The 14,542-nt window shown below is 71.3% G+C and carries 12 protein-coding genes; 7 read left to right on the top strand and 5 right to left on the bottom strand.

The features are described from left to right. Both D7W79_RS26315 and D7W79_RS26310 read right to left on the bottom strand, forming a co-directional pair. On the bottom strand, nucleotides 1–1,166 hold a 1,166-nt coding region (locus D7W79_RS26315), incomplete at its 3' end, for a M56 family metallopeptidase (protein WP_147442055.1). Further along, entirely contained in the window at nucleotides 1,163–1,549 is a 387-nt protein-coding gene (locus tag D7W79_RS26310; protein ID WP_120528150.1) for a BlaI/MecI/CopY family transcriptional regulator, read from the bottom strand. The genes D7W79_RS26315 and D7W79_RS26310, both read right to left, overlap by 4 nt. Nucleotides 1,550–1,742: 193 nt before the next feature. Between D7W79_RS26310 and D7W79_RS26305 the strand changes: the two genes are divergently transcribed. Next, nucleotides 1,743–2,630 carry a glycoside hydrolase 5 family protein gene (locus D7W79_RS26305; protein ID WP_120528149.1) on the top strand — a complete coding sequence of 296 codons (888 nt, stop codon included), beginning with the start codon at nucleotides 1,743–1,745 and terminating at the stop codon, nucleotides 2,628–2,630. On the opposite strand, the gene D7W79_RS26300 is transcribed toward D7W79_RS26305, so the two are convergent. The 3 genes from D7W79_RS26300 to D7W79_RS26290 all read right to left on the bottom strand — a co-directional run bounded on the left by D7W79_RS26300 (nucleotide 2,627) and on the right by D7W79_RS26290 (nucleotide 6,521). Then, nucleotides 2,627–3,802, bottom strand: coding sequence for a FadR/GntR family transcriptional regulator (locus D7W79_RS26300; RefSeq protein ID WP_244221976.1), 1,176 nt, complete (start codon nucleotides 3,800–3,802; stop codon nucleotides 2,627–2,629). The two genes, D7W79_RS26305 and D7W79_RS26300, sit on opposite strands and share 4 nt — an antisense overlap. 360 nt (nucleotides 3,803–4,162) lie before the next feature. After that, the gene (locus D7W79_RS26295) at nucleotides 4,163–5,968 is read right to left on the bottom strand and encodes a hypothetical protein (protein ID WP_120528147.1); all 1,806 of its coding nucleotides are present in this window, start codon (nucleotides 5,966–5,968) and stop codon (nucleotides 4,163–4,165) included. 4 nt (nucleotides 5,969–5,972) lie between these two features. Beyond that, on the bottom strand, nucleotides 5,973–6,521 hold the full coding sequence (locus D7W79_RS26290; protein ID WP_120528146.1) for a protein-tyrosine phosphatase family protein: 549 nt from the start codon (nucleotides 6,519–6,521) through the stop codon (nucleotides 5,973–5,975). Between the two features lie 133 nt (nucleotides 6,522–6,654). Between D7W79_RS26290 and D7W79_RS26285 the strand changes: the two genes are divergently transcribed. The 6 genes from D7W79_RS26285 to D7W79_RS26260 all read left to right on the top strand — a co-directional run. After that, nucleotides 6,655–8,337 (top strand): cellulase family glycosylhydrolase, encoded by a 1,683-nt coding sequence (locus D7W79_RS26285; RefSeq protein ID WP_120528145.1) that lies wholly within the window; start codon nucleotides 6,655–6,657, stop codon nucleotides 8,335–8,337. Between the two features lie 104 nt (nucleotides 8,338–8,441). Beyond that, nucleotides 8,442–9,416 (top strand): MDR/zinc-dependent alcohol dehydrogenase-like family protein, encoded by a 975-nt coding sequence (locus D7W79_RS26280; RefSeq protein ID WP_120528144.1) that lies wholly within the window; start codon nucleotides 8,442–8,444, stop codon nucleotides 9,414–9,416. After that, nucleotides 9,413–10,414 (top strand): Gfo/Idh/MocA family protein, encoded by a 1,002-nt coding sequence (locus D7W79_RS26275; protein ID WP_120528143.1) that lies wholly within the window; start codon nucleotides 9,413–9,415, stop codon nucleotides 10,412–10,414. Before D7W79_RS26280 ends, D7W79_RS26275 begins: the two co-directional genes overlap by 4 nt. Nucleotides 10,415–10,467: 53 nt before the next feature. Further along, nucleotides 10,468–12,264, top strand: coding sequence for an ABC transporter ATP-binding protein (locus D7W79_RS26270; protein WP_244221975.1), 1,797 nt, complete (start codon nucleotides 10,468–10,470; stop codon nucleotides 12,262–12,264). Nucleotides 12,265–12,428: 164 nt separating this feature from the next. Further along, nucleotides 12,429–13,550, top strand: coding sequence for an NAD-dependent epimerase/dehydratase family protein (locus tag D7W79_RS26265; RefSeq protein WP_120528142.1), 1,122 nt, complete (start codon nucleotides 12,429–12,431; stop codon nucleotides 13,548–13,550). Then, the coding region (locus D7W79_RS26260; protein WP_120528141.1) for an NAD-dependent epimerase/dehydratase family protein at nucleotides 13,547–14,542 on the top strand (996 nt) is incomplete at its 3' end. The genes D7W79_RS26265 and D7W79_RS26260, both read left to right, overlap by 4 nt.

The raw sequence follows: 14,542 nt of genomic DNA, 5'->3' as shown, positions 1-14,542 counted from the left end.
TGCATCAGGTCCGTGGAGGCGGCCAGGGGCGTACGGGCCTGGACGGTGGGGCTGGCGCTCACGACGGGGAGCACCGGGGCCGTCGCCCCAGGCGCCTTCACGGGCTGCACGGCGAGTGCCGTCAGCGGTGCCGCCAGCGCCAGGCTGCTGGCCAGCGTGACGATGGACACCCCCGCCGCCCAGCGGGACGAGCACCGCGACGCGGGCGCCACCACCAGCCGCCGCACGCGGTCCTTCAGCGAACCGCCCAGCGCGAACAGCGCGGGACCGCTGGCGTCCATTCCCTGCAGCCGCAGCGCCTCCAGGGCGGTGAGCGCGCGGGCGTAGGGGAGGGCACCGGGGCCCTGGCGCACGGCGAGGTCGTCACAGCAGTTCTCCCGCTCCACGCGGATGACCTGGGACATCCACCACACGGCCGGGTGGTAGAAGAGCAGCGTCTCCACCAGCGTCTGCACCATGTTCACCGCGAAGTCGTGACGGCGGATGTGGGCCAGCTCGTGGGCCAGCACCAGCTCCAGCTCGCGCACGGCCAGCCCGGTGAGCGTGGCGGTGGGGACCAGCACCACGGGCTTGAGCCAGCCCAGCGTGGACGGCACGTCCAGCTTCGACGACACCAGCAGGCGCACCGGGCGCGTGAGGTTCAGCCGCCGCGCCAGCACCTCCAGCCGCTGCTGCCATTCCCACGACGCGTGCACCGCCTCGTCCACCTGGCGGCGCAGCCCCAGCCAGCCCTTGAGCAGGCGCAGCGATGACGCCGCCACGCCCATGCCCCAGGCGAGCACCAGCCAGGGCAGGTGCTCGCCCACCTGCTGGAACATCCCCTCCAACAGGGGCAGCGACGGGGTCTCCTTCAGAGGAATGGACCGCCGCGAGGGCAGCTCCACGCGCGAGCGGAACACCGGGCCCGGGAGGGGCGCCGCGGTCCGCTGGACGGAAGCCGTGGGCGCCGGGCGGGCGTCCACCGCGCGCGAGGCATGCCGCCACGCGGTGGCCACCGGCAGCGCCAGCATGATGCCCAGCGCGCCGCACGCCAGCGCGTAACGCAGGTTCGCCGAGCGCCGGCCCACCCACCGGAGCGCCAGCGCCAGGGCCACCGCCACGAGCGCGCCCTGCCACAGCAGGTGCACGAGCGCCCAACCCACCGATTCCAGGATGAGACCGTTCATGACTCCGACTCCTTCTCGAGCGAATCCAGCAACTGGCGCAGCTCCGCCAACTCCTCGGGGGACGTCTTCTTCGTGGACAGGGCCTGCAGGGCGAGCCGCGCCGGGGAGCCGCCGAACACGCGGTCCACCAGGTCGGTGACCAGCTGCTGCTGGGTGCTCTCCCGGGGGAGCCGGGCGCTGTAGACGTGCGCGCGCTGGGACTCGTCGCGCGTCACCAGCCCCTTCTCCGTCATGATCTGCATCGTCTTCAGCACGGTGGTGTAGCCGCTCCCGTCCCGAAGCGTTTCGTGGACCTCGCGCACGGTGCGTGCGCCCCGGTCCCACAGCACCCGCAGGATGGCCAGCTCGGCATCCGTGGGGCGCGGCAGCTTTCCTCGGCTCATGGCTTCCTCTCTCCTCACCGCTTCCTACGCATAGTTATACGAACGATTTCGTAGGTGTCAACGAAGCCTTTCGTAGTTCCCGGGCAAGGAGCCCCGTGGGGAGGGATGGCCGTCGGGCGCGGGGATGCCCCTGGGGGACGGTTGCCTTGAAAGGCCACGGGCGCTGCACACCCTGGATGGCAGGGGGCGCGCGATGATTGAAGCGGTGAAGCTCTGGAACGAGCCGAACAACAAGTCCCACTGGGACCTCGAGCTCGACAAGGACTGGCTCATCTATTCGCGGATGGTGCGGCTGGCGGGGGCGGCGGTCCGCGCGGAGCACGCGACGCTGCCCCGGGTGTTGGGGGGCATGTCGCCCATCGACCCGGGCTTCCTGGAGCGCCTGGATCGGCAGGGGGCGCTGGACGAGGTGGACGTGGTGGCGGTGCATGGCTTCCCGCTGGACTGGAACCACTGGCCCATCGACGAGTGGCCCCGGCGCATCGCGGAGGTGCGCGCGGTGTCCCGCCATCCGGTGTGGGTCACGGAGGTGGGCGTGTCCTCCTTCGGCGCGGAGGAGGTGCAGGAGTTCGGCCTGCGGCGCACCGCGGAGCTGCTGCTGGGCCGGGTGGAGCGGATCCACTGGTACAGCCTCTATGACCTGCCCAAGACGTGGCCCGCCACCACGCGCCACCGCGAGGCGGAGGGGTCGTCGTACTACCGGCACTTCCACATGGGGCTGTTGCGCGAGGACGGCACGCCCAAGCGCGCGCTGCGCCACTTCGCGGACTACACGCCGGAATTGGGCATCTGCCAGTGGTTCCACTTCGAGGACCCGCGACTGGACGACGCGGTGGCGTGGTTGAAGAAGCTGGGAGTGCGCCACGTGCGCACGGGGCTCAGCTGGGCGGACAGCCTGCGGCCGGGCGCGGAGGTGTGGTTCGACCGGCAGATGCGCGCGTTGGAGGACTTCGACGTGACGCTCACGTACTGCTTCACGCCGGAGTCGTGCGGCATGGCCGCGCACCACACCAGCCCGCCGAACCACGTGGAGGAGTACGCGGACTTCTGCGCGCGGATGACGCGGCGCTACGCCAGTTAGTCCCCTAGAGGTTCGTCAACGCGTCCGGAGCGGGTGCAGGGCTCAGGCGGAGGCCCCTCCGCGGACGAAGCGTCCGGGACGCCCCCTCCAACGCACGCGCCCCAGGGCTCGCTGGGCGCGGGGCCCAGGACGGCGGGAAGACGCGGCGCACCGCTGTCGGGTTCCAAGAGAGGGGCCTGCACAGGGGGCTGGGTCGCAACTCCGAGCGGACCGGTGTCCTCGGAGGCTGGCACGAACTGGCCGGTGCCTCGCTCCTCAACGCCAGGGCGTGCCTCCAGCGCATCGTCCTGACTTATGGCTGGCGCGGGAGTGCCAGGACCACGCGTCTCACAGCAGGGGAGTACCGCAGGCGCGTCGTCTTGCGCGGGGGGTGACGCAGGAGCGCCGAGGAGGCCCTCCTGCGCGTGAGGCGCCTCGGGAGAGGCATGCTCCTGAGGACGTGGCGCGAATTGGTCGAGCACCCGCTCATCACAGGCCTTCAGCAGTGCCGGCAGCTGATGCTGGAGTGCCTGCATGTCGCGCTCTTGCAGGGCATGCTGCGCGCAGATGGCCCACTGGCGCAGTGACTCACCGCCCATGAAGGGCAGCAGCCGGGCCGAAATGCCCCTGAAGGCCCGCTGAAGCGATTGGATGAGGAGCAGGTGCCCGGGGCGTGCAACCGTCTGGGCCGCCTGCCGCAGCAACTCGAACTCCAACTGCGCGCACCGCTCCCCAGGATTCCAGCGGGCCTCGTCCCAGAGCTGGAAGCAGATGTCCTCCAGCGGCCCCATTTCCATGACGGAGGCATTCGCGCAGCAGTCGACCAGGAGCTCCACCAGCACCTGCCGCTTGAGGCTGAAGAAGCCCTCCAGAAGCCGCCGGCACGCCTCGGAGCGCTCGTCATGCAGCGCCAGGCCCAGGTTCTCCAGCGTCAGCGATTCGTCCAGAGCCACCGCTTGCGCCTGTCGCCCAGAGCGCTGCACCACCAGGCCCCGCGCCGCCAGCCGCCGCAAGGCCTCGCGCACCGTGCCCCGGCTCACCCCATACCAGCGAGCCATCATCCGCTCCGAGGCCAATCGCCCGTTCCTCGGCAGCCGCCCCAGCGAAATGTCCCGCTCGAGCTGCTCCTCCACGTACGCCACGAGCCCTACCCGCACCATCTCCGCCGCCCTTCTCGCCAATGCTTCGCCCATCCAACCAGAGGGGTCTGACATGGACGCAAGGGCCCACCGTCCTCGGCACTCGCCGGGCCAGCGCTGCCTCCGGCGACGGGCGGCGCGAACTGGTCCGACATTCGGACCAGTTGGCGGACGTCGCTCCCAGCGGGGCGCCTCTGCCCGTGGGCCCTTCCTGAGCGCCTGTCGGGCCAGCACAACCCCCGGGCCGCAGCTGGAGCGAACCTGCCTGACAGTCGGATAGGTTTTCGAAGTCCGCCCCCGGCAGCGCACCTCTGCGCGTAGAGCCTTCCTGGCTTCCGCCCACGCACGTCACCGCGACACACCCTGCTCGGTGGGTCGCGCGTCCGCGTGGACCTCTTCGGGGTGCAGGCTTCGTCAATGAACCTCTGGCGACCCGCGGAGGTCGTCGCGCAGGCGTGCGGCGTAGCGTGCCGCGGCGGCGCGCAGACGGAGGGTTTCGTCGGGGGCCGCGTTCTTCAGAGTGGTCGCGGCCAGGGTGTAATGGCCACATTGGAAGGCGAGGTAACAGGGCCGGTAGAAGCGCAGCAGCAGCGGAGACACGACGTGGCCACTGGTGCGCTCGACGTGCGTGGCGAGCGTGGGTTCGCTCAGGTTCAACTCCATGGCGGCGCCCACGATGTCCCAGGCCACGTCCTGACAGCCCACCAGGTCGAGCCCGGCGTGGTGGTCCACGGCGTCCGTCTTGAGGATCTGGCCACCAGGGAGGATGAGCCATTCCCATGGGTGGAGCTTGTGGTCCGTTTCCACGGGGCGTGCGGCCCGTGCGAGCGCGTCCAGATGCGGTCTCCATGCATCCAGGGCTCGCGCGATGGCTTCGCCCATGACGCTGGCGGTGTTGTGCCGGGCCATCTCCAGCAGGCGGTTCATGGGGGCGCCGCGTCCGGGCTCCGGCGCTGGGAAGGCGCGTGCGCGGAAGCCGAGGTAGTGCCCCACGTGCTCCAGCAGCGCGGTGCGGTCCAGGCCTCGTGCGAGAGGTAGAGGGCATGCTTTCGGCGCGGCATGGTCCGGGTCGTATGCACGGGATGATGGGGATGCTTGAGTCAACCAGGGCTGCACGAGGAACCCGTGGCGTCGCCCTACGACGGGCGGCGTGAAGCCGGCTTCCGCGAGCTGCCGTGCTCGGAGGGCCCGGTGCACCGCGGGGATGCCGAGACCCGCGAAGCGAAGCAGGAACGAGCCGCGCTCCGTGGTCAGCAGGTACTTGCGGCGCTCCTGCTGGATGTGGACCGCGGGCCAGTCTCGGGGATCCGGGAAGACGTGGTGGCGCCATGCTCCCGCACTGATGTCCTCCAGCGGCGCGATGGCCGGGCCGGTGAGGTCTTCCACCCAGGCTGTGAGTCGCGCGGCACAGCGGTCGAAGTCCATGGTGTGGCGGTGGACCTGTGTCCAACGTGCGCTGTGATGCTCGCTGGCCATGGGACCTGGAGGGCCCGCGTGGCTGGGGAAGAAGTGGAGTCGCTCGCGAGGCATGCCCCTTGCCTCCAGGAAGTCCGCCACCGCGCCAAAGGAACTGCCGGACAATCCGGGCCCCTCATCCACGATGGCCACCGCGTCGGCATAAGCCACGGCCTCCAGTTCACGTGTGAGCCGGGGGCCGGGATGCAACCGGCGCTCGAACGGTGGACCGACAGGGCGGACGGTGATGGGCGGCTTGGACGTACCGAGGCCCGCCGCGACGATGCATGCGAGCCCGGTGCCGATGCTTCGCACGCCCACCACCCGTGTCGAAGTCGGGAGCCGCGAGGCCCGCGCGGATTCCAGGTACAGCTCAGGGTAGAGCGCGAAGTGCGCGTAGCCCTCGGGCTCCTTGAGCGTCACTTGTGCGGGCAGTTCGCTCTGTTCAATCGATTCGAGCAGCGCGAGCACCGCCGTGGCCGGTGCGGCGATGCCGTCCCACTTCTCACTCAAGAACCTTGCGAGCGCCTGGGGCAGGGCGAGCCACGTTTGGCTCCTGGGGCCTGCTTCGTCCTCGCCCGTGGCCTCCGCGTCCGCGTCCAGCAGGCCCTGGGCAAGTACGCTGGCTTCGATGAACAGCGTCACCAGCTCCGCGTGCCGCTCCAGTCCCGGAGGCAGCGTGGCCAGCCTCCGCAGGCGGACTCTCAGCAGACCGAGGACTTCGGTGGGGGCCAGCGTTCGTGGATGATCTCCGTAGACGAGCATTCCCTCAGCTTGTTTCCAGGCAAGCACGCAGATGCCGGTACGCGATGGTGCCCAGCGCTTCGAGCGTGGGCACTGGCCACGGGACGGCCCCCCTTGCATGCACGTCCCGCGTGTACGCGATGAAGGCCCCCAGTTGCTCAGGACTGGGCGACACGCAGGGCCGCCGCGTCTTGGCCAGATCCAGCGCGGCGAGCGGTTCCATTCCCTGATCCACCAGCACGCACAACGTCAGCAGCGCGCTCCTGCCAATGCCGTGCTCGCAGTGGATGAGGACCTTCTGTTCGTTGGCCAGCCGCTCGCGGACCCACTCCACGCCGTCGTGGATCATCCGCGACTGGATGGCGCGCATGTCCACCGTGGGCAGGTGGAGGAACGTGATGCCGTGCTTCCGCAGCACGTGCTCGTCGTCCCGGCACTCCACCCGGACATCCACCACATGACGCACGCCCAGCTTCTGGGCCAGATGCGCGGCGGCATCCATGGGATAGCTTCCGCCCACCGCCAACAGGGGTGTCACCCAGTCGAGATCGAGCTCCCGCTCCTTCACGCGCATGCGCACTGCCTCCCGCTCCAGCACCTCACGGTCGTGGAGGGAAGATAGGGGCCCGCGGTGATGGACGGCCGGGCGACCTTGGAGGAACTCCGGGCGCTCGGCCCGCTGACTGGCGTCGGGGAGGGGAGGGGACATGGCGCCGTTCACGCAGGGCTTCCGGGTGTGGCTGTGGGTCGTGCTGCTCGCGGGGTGCGCGGCCTCACGCCCACCGCCCGCCGCCCCGGCTCCGCTCCAGGAGGTGGAGCGCTTCGCGCGGTTCGAGGTCGGCTTCACCGTCCCCGGCGGCATGGGCGCCCCGGATGACGTTCCCGTGCACGGGCGCTTCGTGGCGCCCTCCGGCCGCGAAGTCGGCGTGCGCGGCTTCCCCGTGACGGGCGGCGGCTTCCGCGTGCGCTTCACGCCCCAGGAGGTGGGCGAGTACCGCTACCGCATCCAGGCGGGGACGGTGGAGGTCGCCTCGGGCCGGTTCGTGTCCCGGCCGTCCTCGCGCCGGGGCTTCGTGCGCCGCAGCGCGGTTTCCGCGCACCACCTGGCGTGGGAGGACGGCACGCCCTTCCTGCCGCTGGGGGAGAACCGCTTCAACGTCTACGACCCCACCTGGAATCACGGCCAGCAGTCCTCGACGGACTACATCGCGGGCATGGCGGCGCGCGGGATGAACACCCTGCGCATCTTCATCTTCACCGACTGCGAGCGGGAGGAGCCGGAGCCCGGCCCCCAGCCCGGCTGCCTGGAGCCTCGCCCCGGCGTCTTCGACCCGGAGGTCGCCGCCCGCTACGACGCCATCTTCGACGCCGCTGAACGGCATGGCCTCCAGGTCATCATCTCCCTCTTCGCGGTGGGCTTCACGCCGGGCGAGACGTGGAAGAGCTGGGAGGACAATCCCTACAGCACCGCGCGCGGAGGCCCGGCTGCCACGCCCGATGACTTCTTCGACCGGCCGGAGCTGGCGGAGCAGCGGCTGCGCTACGTGCTCGCGCGCTTCGGCGCATCACCTGCCTTCCTGGCGGTGGACCTGCTCAACGAACCGGAGTGGGACGGCAACGTCGGCGAGGCGACGTGGATGCCCTGGGCGGAGAAGCTCGCGGCGACGTGGCACGCGGAGGATCCGTACGGGCATCTCGTCACGGTGGGCTCGGTGGGACTGCAATGGAACGTCGATGGCGACGAGCGCCCCTGGTACGCGAGCCGGCAGGACGACCTCCTGCAATGGCACCTCTACGGCAAGGAGTTCTATGAGGTGCATGCGCTCGCGGCGGAGCTGACGCGCAAGGTGGCGGAGACCTGGGGCTACAACAAGCCCATCCTCCTGGGCGAGTTCGGCTACGGCGGCGATGACCGCCGGACGTACGACCACACGCACGTGGGCATCTGGGTCACCACCTTCTGTGGCGCGGGCGTGCTCGCGCACAGCGCCCCGCCCTTCACCGAGGACTCCGACGTGCCGATGACGCCGGAGCGCGGCCGGCACTTCCGAGTGCTGGCGGACTACCTCGCCCGCCTGCCGTCAGGCCCGCCGCTCCTGCCGATGGAGCCTCCCACCGTATCGCCCACGGGCACGCGGGCCTGGGCCATGGGCCGTCCGGGATTGCAGGCGCTGTGGGTGATGGGCGCGAAGGACGGCTATGGCCAGCCCGTGTCCGGTGCACAGGTCCGCCTGCGGCTGCCACCCGGCCAGTACCGCATCACCTGGTGGAACGACGTGACGGGCGAAGTGCTGGGCCGCGAGCAGCGCCTCGTGATGGAGCCGGAGCTGTCGCTCGCAGTGCCCCCGTTCACGCGTCACGCGGCCGGCGTGGTGGAGGCAGTGCGCTGAGTTCCATTCCTGGCGGCGAGTGCACAGCAGCACCGCCCTGTCGCGCTGGGTCCCTCGTGCCGGGCACGGCTCTAGCTTGAGGCGATTCACCGGGGAGGCAGCACATGGATGGCGCGGCGGCGGTCACGATGCGGGCGGCGGTGGTGGGCGGGCCTCGGGGCATCCGCGTGGAGCGCGTGGCCCGGCCCGAACCGGGGCCCGGCAAGGTCCGGGTGAGGATGGAGGGCTGTGGCGTCTGTGGCTCCAACCTCCCCGTGTGGGAAGGGCGCGACTGGTTCCGCTACCCCATGTCTCCCGGTGCTCCCGGGCATGAGGGCTGGGGCGTGGTGGACGCGCTGGGCCCGGACGTCTCCGGCCTGAGGCCCGGCGACCGCGTGGCCATGCTGTCGTCCTCGGCCTTCGCGGAGTACGACCTGGCGGACGCGTCCGCCACGGTGGTGCTGCCTCCGTCGCTCGCGGGCAAGCCCTTCCCCGGCGAACCCCTGGGCTGCGCGATGAACATCTTCCGGCGCGCGGACATCCAGCCGGGCCAGACGGTCGCCATCATCGGCATCGGCTTCCTGGGCGCGGTGGTGACGCGGCTCGCGGCCAACGCCGGCGCGCGCGTCATCGCCATCACCCGCAGGCCCTGGGCGCTGGAGCTGGCGCGCGGCTACGGCGCCACCGAATGCATCCCCATGGATGACCACCACCGCATCATCGAGCGCGTGAAGACCCTCACCGGGGACACCCTCTGCGACCGCGTCATCGAGGTCGTCGGCGAGCAGTGGCCGCTGGACCTCGCGGGAGAGCTGACGCGCGTGCGCGGGAAGCTCGTCATCGCGGGCTACCACCAGGACGGGCCCCGGCAGGTGAACCTGCAGCTGTGGAACTGGCGCGGGTTGGACGTCGTCAACGCCCACGAGCGTGACCCGAAGGTCTACGTCGAGGGCATGCGCCTGGCCGTGGACGCCGTCGCCTCCGGCCGGTTGGATCCGTCTCCCCTCTTCACCTCCTATCCGCTGGAGGAGATGGACCGGGCCTTCGACGCCATGCGCACGCGCCCGGATGGCTTCCTCAAGGGGCTCGTCACCCCATGAGCGCCATCTGGCGGGAGCTGAAGCCCCGGGTCGGCTTCCTGGGCGTGGGCTGGATCGGCCGCAACCGCATGGAGGCCATCGTGCGCTCCGAGCAGGTCCAGGTGGTGGGCCTCTGCGACCCCTCCGGCGACGCCGTCCGCGAGGCCCTGGCCCTGGCTCCTGGCGCGAAGTGCGTCGAGTCGCTGGACGCGCTGCTCGACCTGGGGCTCGACGGGCTGGTCATCGCCACGCCCAGCGCGGTGCACGCGGAGCAGTCCCTGCGCGCCCTGGAGCGCGGCGTGGCCGTGTTCTGCCAGAAGCCCCTGGGCCGCACGGCCCCGGAGGTCCGCCGCGTGGTGGACGCGGCCCGCGCGGAGGACCGGCTCCTGGGCGTGGACCTGAGCTACCGCTTCACCACCGGCATGCGGCGGCTGCACGAGCGCATCCAGGCGGGCGCGCTGGGCCACGTCTACGCGGTGAACCTCGTGTTCCACAACGCGTACGGCCCGGACAAGCCGTGGTTCTACGACCCGAGGCAAGCGGGCGGCGGCTGCGTGATGGACCTGGGCATCCACCTGGTGGACCTGGCGCTGTGGACGCTCGGCTTCCCCGCCGTGGAGGCGGTGTCCACCCGGCGCTTCGCTCAGGGGCGGCCGCTTGGCTCGCGCGAGGAGGGCGTGGAGGACTTCGCCGCCGCGCAGCTGCTGCTGGGCACGGGCGCTTCCGTGCAGCTTGCCTGCTCATGGAAGCTGCCCGCCGGGTGCGACGCGGTCATCGAGGCGGCCTTCTACGGCACGAAGGGCGGCGCCGCGTTCCGCAACGTGGACGGTTCCTTCTACGACTTCACCGCGGACGTGTTCCAGGGCACGAAGCGCGAGCGGCTGAGCACTCCGCCCGACGCCTGGGGCGGACGGGCCGCCGTGGCGTGGGCCACCCGGCTGGCGAAGGGCGGGCGCTTCGACGCGGAGGCCGAGCGGCTCGTGGACGTGGCCACCACGCTGGACCGCCTCTACGCCTGAGCGCCCGAGCCGGGAAGGGAAGGGGAGGGGAAGCCAGCGCGTTCCTGGCGCTCATGCAGAACCCTCCCGTCCCTGCCGCCTCCCTGTCACGCGCGATGGCCTGGCTCAAGCCCCACCGGCGCGCCGTCGCCCTCATCCTCCTGCTGGTGCTGACAGGCTCCGCGCTGAGCGCGCTGGAGCCGCTGGTGCTCAAGCACATCTTCGACCAGCTGGGCGCGCAGGGGGCTGCCCGGGCGGTGCTCCTCGGCGTCGTGGGCCTGGTGCTCATGGGCCTGACGCGCGAGGGGCTCGCCTCCACGGCGAACTGGCTCACCTGGCGCACGCGCATCCACGTGCACTATTCACTCAACGAGGCGACCGTCACGCGCCTCCACTCGCTGCCCCTGAGCTTCCACCGCGAGGAGGGCGTGGGCGCCATCATGACCCGGCTCGACCGCGGCATGCAGGGCTTCGTGGGCGCCATCACGGAGCTGGCCTTCAACGTCGTGCCCGCGGCGGCGTACCTGCTGCTCTCCGTCATCATCATGCTCCGGCTGGACTGGCGGCTGGCGCTGGTGGCGCTCGCGTTCGCGCCCATCCCCGTGCTCATCGCCCGCAGGGCCGCGCCCGTGCAGACGCGGCGCGAGCAGTCGCTGATGGACCGCTGGGCCAGCATCTACGCCCGCTTCAACGAAGTGCTCTCCGGCATCGTCACGGTGAAGAGCTGTGCCATGGAGGAGCGCGAGAAGCAGCGCTTCCTGCACGGCGTGCGCGAGGCCAACGCCGTCGTCGTCCGGGGCGTGGGCTACGACGCCGTGGTGAGCGGCAGCCAGAACATCGCCGTGCTGGTGGCGCGCGTGGCGTCCATCGGCATGGGCGCCCTGCTGGTGCTCAAGGGTGAAATCACCACCGGCACGCTGGTGGCGTTCCTGGGTTACATCGGCGGGCTGTTCGGTCCGGTGCAGGGCCTGAGCGGCGTGTACCGCACGCTGCGCACCGCGTCCGTGGCCATGCGCCAGGTGTTCTCCATCCTGGACGCGCAGGACCACCTGGGCGACGCGCCGGACGCGCGCGAGGTGACGGCCGTGAAGGGGGAGGTGGAGTTCTGCGACATCCACTTCGCCTACCCCTCCGCCGCGGGCGAGGGCCGGTCGCTCCTGCGCGGCGTGGACCTGAAGGTGCGGGCGGGAGAGACGATTGCCCTCGTGGGGCCCAGTGGCGCGGGCAAGACGACCCTGATGAGCCTGCTGTACCGCTTCTATGACCCCGTGCGGGGCACGGTGCGCATCGACGGGCAGGACGTGCGCTCCCTCAAGCAGATGTCGCTGCGCCGCCACATCGGGGTGGTGCTCCAGGACAGCCTGCTTTTTAACGAGAGCGTGCGCGCGAACATCGCCTACGGCCGGCCGGAGGCCTCGCAGGAGGAGATCGAAGCCGCCGCCCGCGCCGCCCACGCGGACGTCTTCATCGACCGGCTGCCCCAGGGCTACGACACCGTGGTGGGAGAGAAGGGCAGCCGCCTGTCCGCTGGCGAGCGCCAGCGCATCGCCATCGCGCGGTCGCTGCTCAAGGACCCGCCCATCCTCGTGCTGGACGAACCCACGAGCGCGCTGGACGCGGAGAGCGAGGCGCTGGTGCAGGAGGCGCTGGGCCGCCTGATGAAGGGCCGCACCACGTTCGCCATCGCCCACCGGCTGTCCACGGTCGTGGACGCGGACCGCATCCTGGTGCTCCAGGAGGGGCGCATCGTCGAACAGGGTCCGCACGCGGAGCTCATGCGCCACGACGGCTACTACGCATCGCTCGTGCGCCGCCAGACGCGCGGCCTGCTGCCCGACCGGCCTTCGCCGCCGTCGCCGCTGTCCGCCTGAGCAGGTCCGCCTCCGCGGCCGTTGCGTGACGCCGCTTCCCGCCGCATGCGGGGGCGCGCACACGCAGGCAAGCCATCAGGGAGGGATGACCTGGACGGTGGGGTGTTTACCGTTGCCCCGAACAGGGAGAGGGCCGCGTGCGTGGACGCGGCCCGGGGGGGCGCATGGGCCGCAAACACATCCTCATCACCGGGGGAGCAGGCTTCATCGGCTCGCACCTGGCGGACGAACTGCTCGCGCACGGCCACCGGGTGCGGGCGCTGGACTCCCTGGTGCCGCAGGTGCACGGCCCCGGGAGCGAGCGCCCCGACTACCTGTCGCCGGAAGTGGAGCTCCACGTCGGGGACGTGCGCGACGCGGAGGCCGTGCGCCGGGCGCTGGAGGGCGTGGACTCCGTCGTGCACCTGGCCGCGGCGGTGGGCGTGGGCCAGAGCATGTACGAGGTGGCCCACTACACGTCGGTGAACAACCAGGGCACGGCCATGCTGCTCCAGGCCCTCATCGAGCGCCCGGTGGAGCGGCTCGTGGTGGCCTCCAGCATGAGCGTCTACGGCGAGGGGCTGTGCCTCGCGCCGGATGGCCGCATGGTGCCGGGGCCGGAGCGGTCGCTGTCGCAGCTGCAGGCCGGGGACTGGGAGCTGCGTGACGCCCAGGGCACACGGCTCACCCCCGTGCCCACGCCCGAGGACAAGGCGCCCACGCTGTCGTCCGTGTACGCGCTGTCGAAGTTCGACCAGGAGCGGCTGTGCCTGCTCGTGGGCCGCGCGTACCGCATCCCCACCGTGGCGCTGCGCTTCTTCAACGTCTACGGCCCGCGCCAGTCGCTCTCCAACCCGTACACCGGCGTGCTCGCCATCTTCGCGTCGCGGCTGCTCAACGGGAACGCGCCGCTGCTCTTCGAGGACGGCCTGCAGCAGCGCGACTTCGTGAACGTGCACGACGTGGCGCAGGCCTGCCGGCTGGCGCTCCAGGTGGAGGGCGTGGCGGGCCAGGTGCTCAACGTGGGCAGCGGCCGGGCCGTCACCGTGCGCGAGGTGGCGCGCGCGGTGGGCGAGGTGATGGGCCTGTCCCGGATGCGGCCGGCGGTGACGGGGAAGTACCGCATGGGCGACATCCGCCACTGCTTCGCGGACATCACCCGTGCGCGCGAGGTGCTGGGGTATGCGCCCCGCGTGGGGTTCCAGGAGGGGCTCCTGGAGCTGTCGCGGTGGCTCGTGGGACAGGTGGCCCAGGACCGGGCCGCGGAAGCACGCGCGGAGCTGGACGCTCGGGGGCTCACCGTATGAAGCCAGGGCTCGGCAGGGAGGGGACGGTCGTCATCTTCGGGGGCGCGGGCTTCATCGGTTCCAACGTGGCGGACCACTACCTCCAGGAGGGGCGGGCGGTGCGCGTGTTCGACAACGTGTCGCGCCCCGGCGTGGAGAAGAACCTGCGCTGGCTGCGCGAGCGCCACGGCGAGCGCCTGCGCATCGACGTGGCGGACACGCGCGACCTGCTCGCGGTGCGCCGGGCGGTGCGCGACGCGACCGAGGTGTTCCACTTCGCCGCGCAGGTGGCGGTGACGCACAGCCTCCAGTCCCCGCTCCACGACTTCGACGTCAACGCGCGCGGCACGCTCCATGTCCTGGAGGCGCTGCGGGAGCTGGAGACGCCCGCACAGCTCGTCTTCACCTCCACCAACAAGGTGTATGGCGGGCTGAAGGGGCTGGAGCTCGCGGTCCGGGGCCAGCGCTACGCACCCATGGACGAGCGCACGCTCGCGCACGGCATCAGCGAGGCGTGCCCGCTCGACTTCGAGAGCCCCTATGGGTGTTCGAAGGGGGCGGCGGACCAGTACGTGCTGGACTACGCGCGGAGCTTCGGCCTGCCGACGGTGGTGTTCCGGATGAGCTGCATCTACGGGCCCCGGCAGTTCGGCACGGAGGACCAGGGCTGGGTGGCGCACTTCCTCCTGCGGGCGCTGGAGGGCGAGCCGCTCACGCTCTACGGCGACGGCATGCAGGTGCGCGACATCCTCTTCGTGGAGGACCTGGTGCGCGCCTTCCGGCTGGCCCATCAGGCCATGCCGCGCATCCGGGGCCGGGCCTTCAACATCGGCGGGGGGCCGGGCCAGACGGTGAGCCTGCTGGAGCTGCTGGCGCTCATCCGGCGGCGGACGGGCCGCGCGCCGCGCATCGACTTCGAGGACTGGCGCACGGGCGACCAGCGCTACTACGTCTCCGACACGCGCGCCTTCACCCGGGCCACCGGGTGGATGCCCCGGGTGGGGGTGGAGGAG

This window comes from Corallococcus exercitus (assembly GCF_003611585.1).
GTDB classification, from domain to species: Bacteria; Myxococcota; Myxococcia; order Myxococcales; family Myxococcaceae; genus Corallococcus; species Corallococcus exercitus.
Note: the sequence above shows the minus strand (reverse complement) of the source record. Positions and strands in the feature narration are given on the sequence as shown.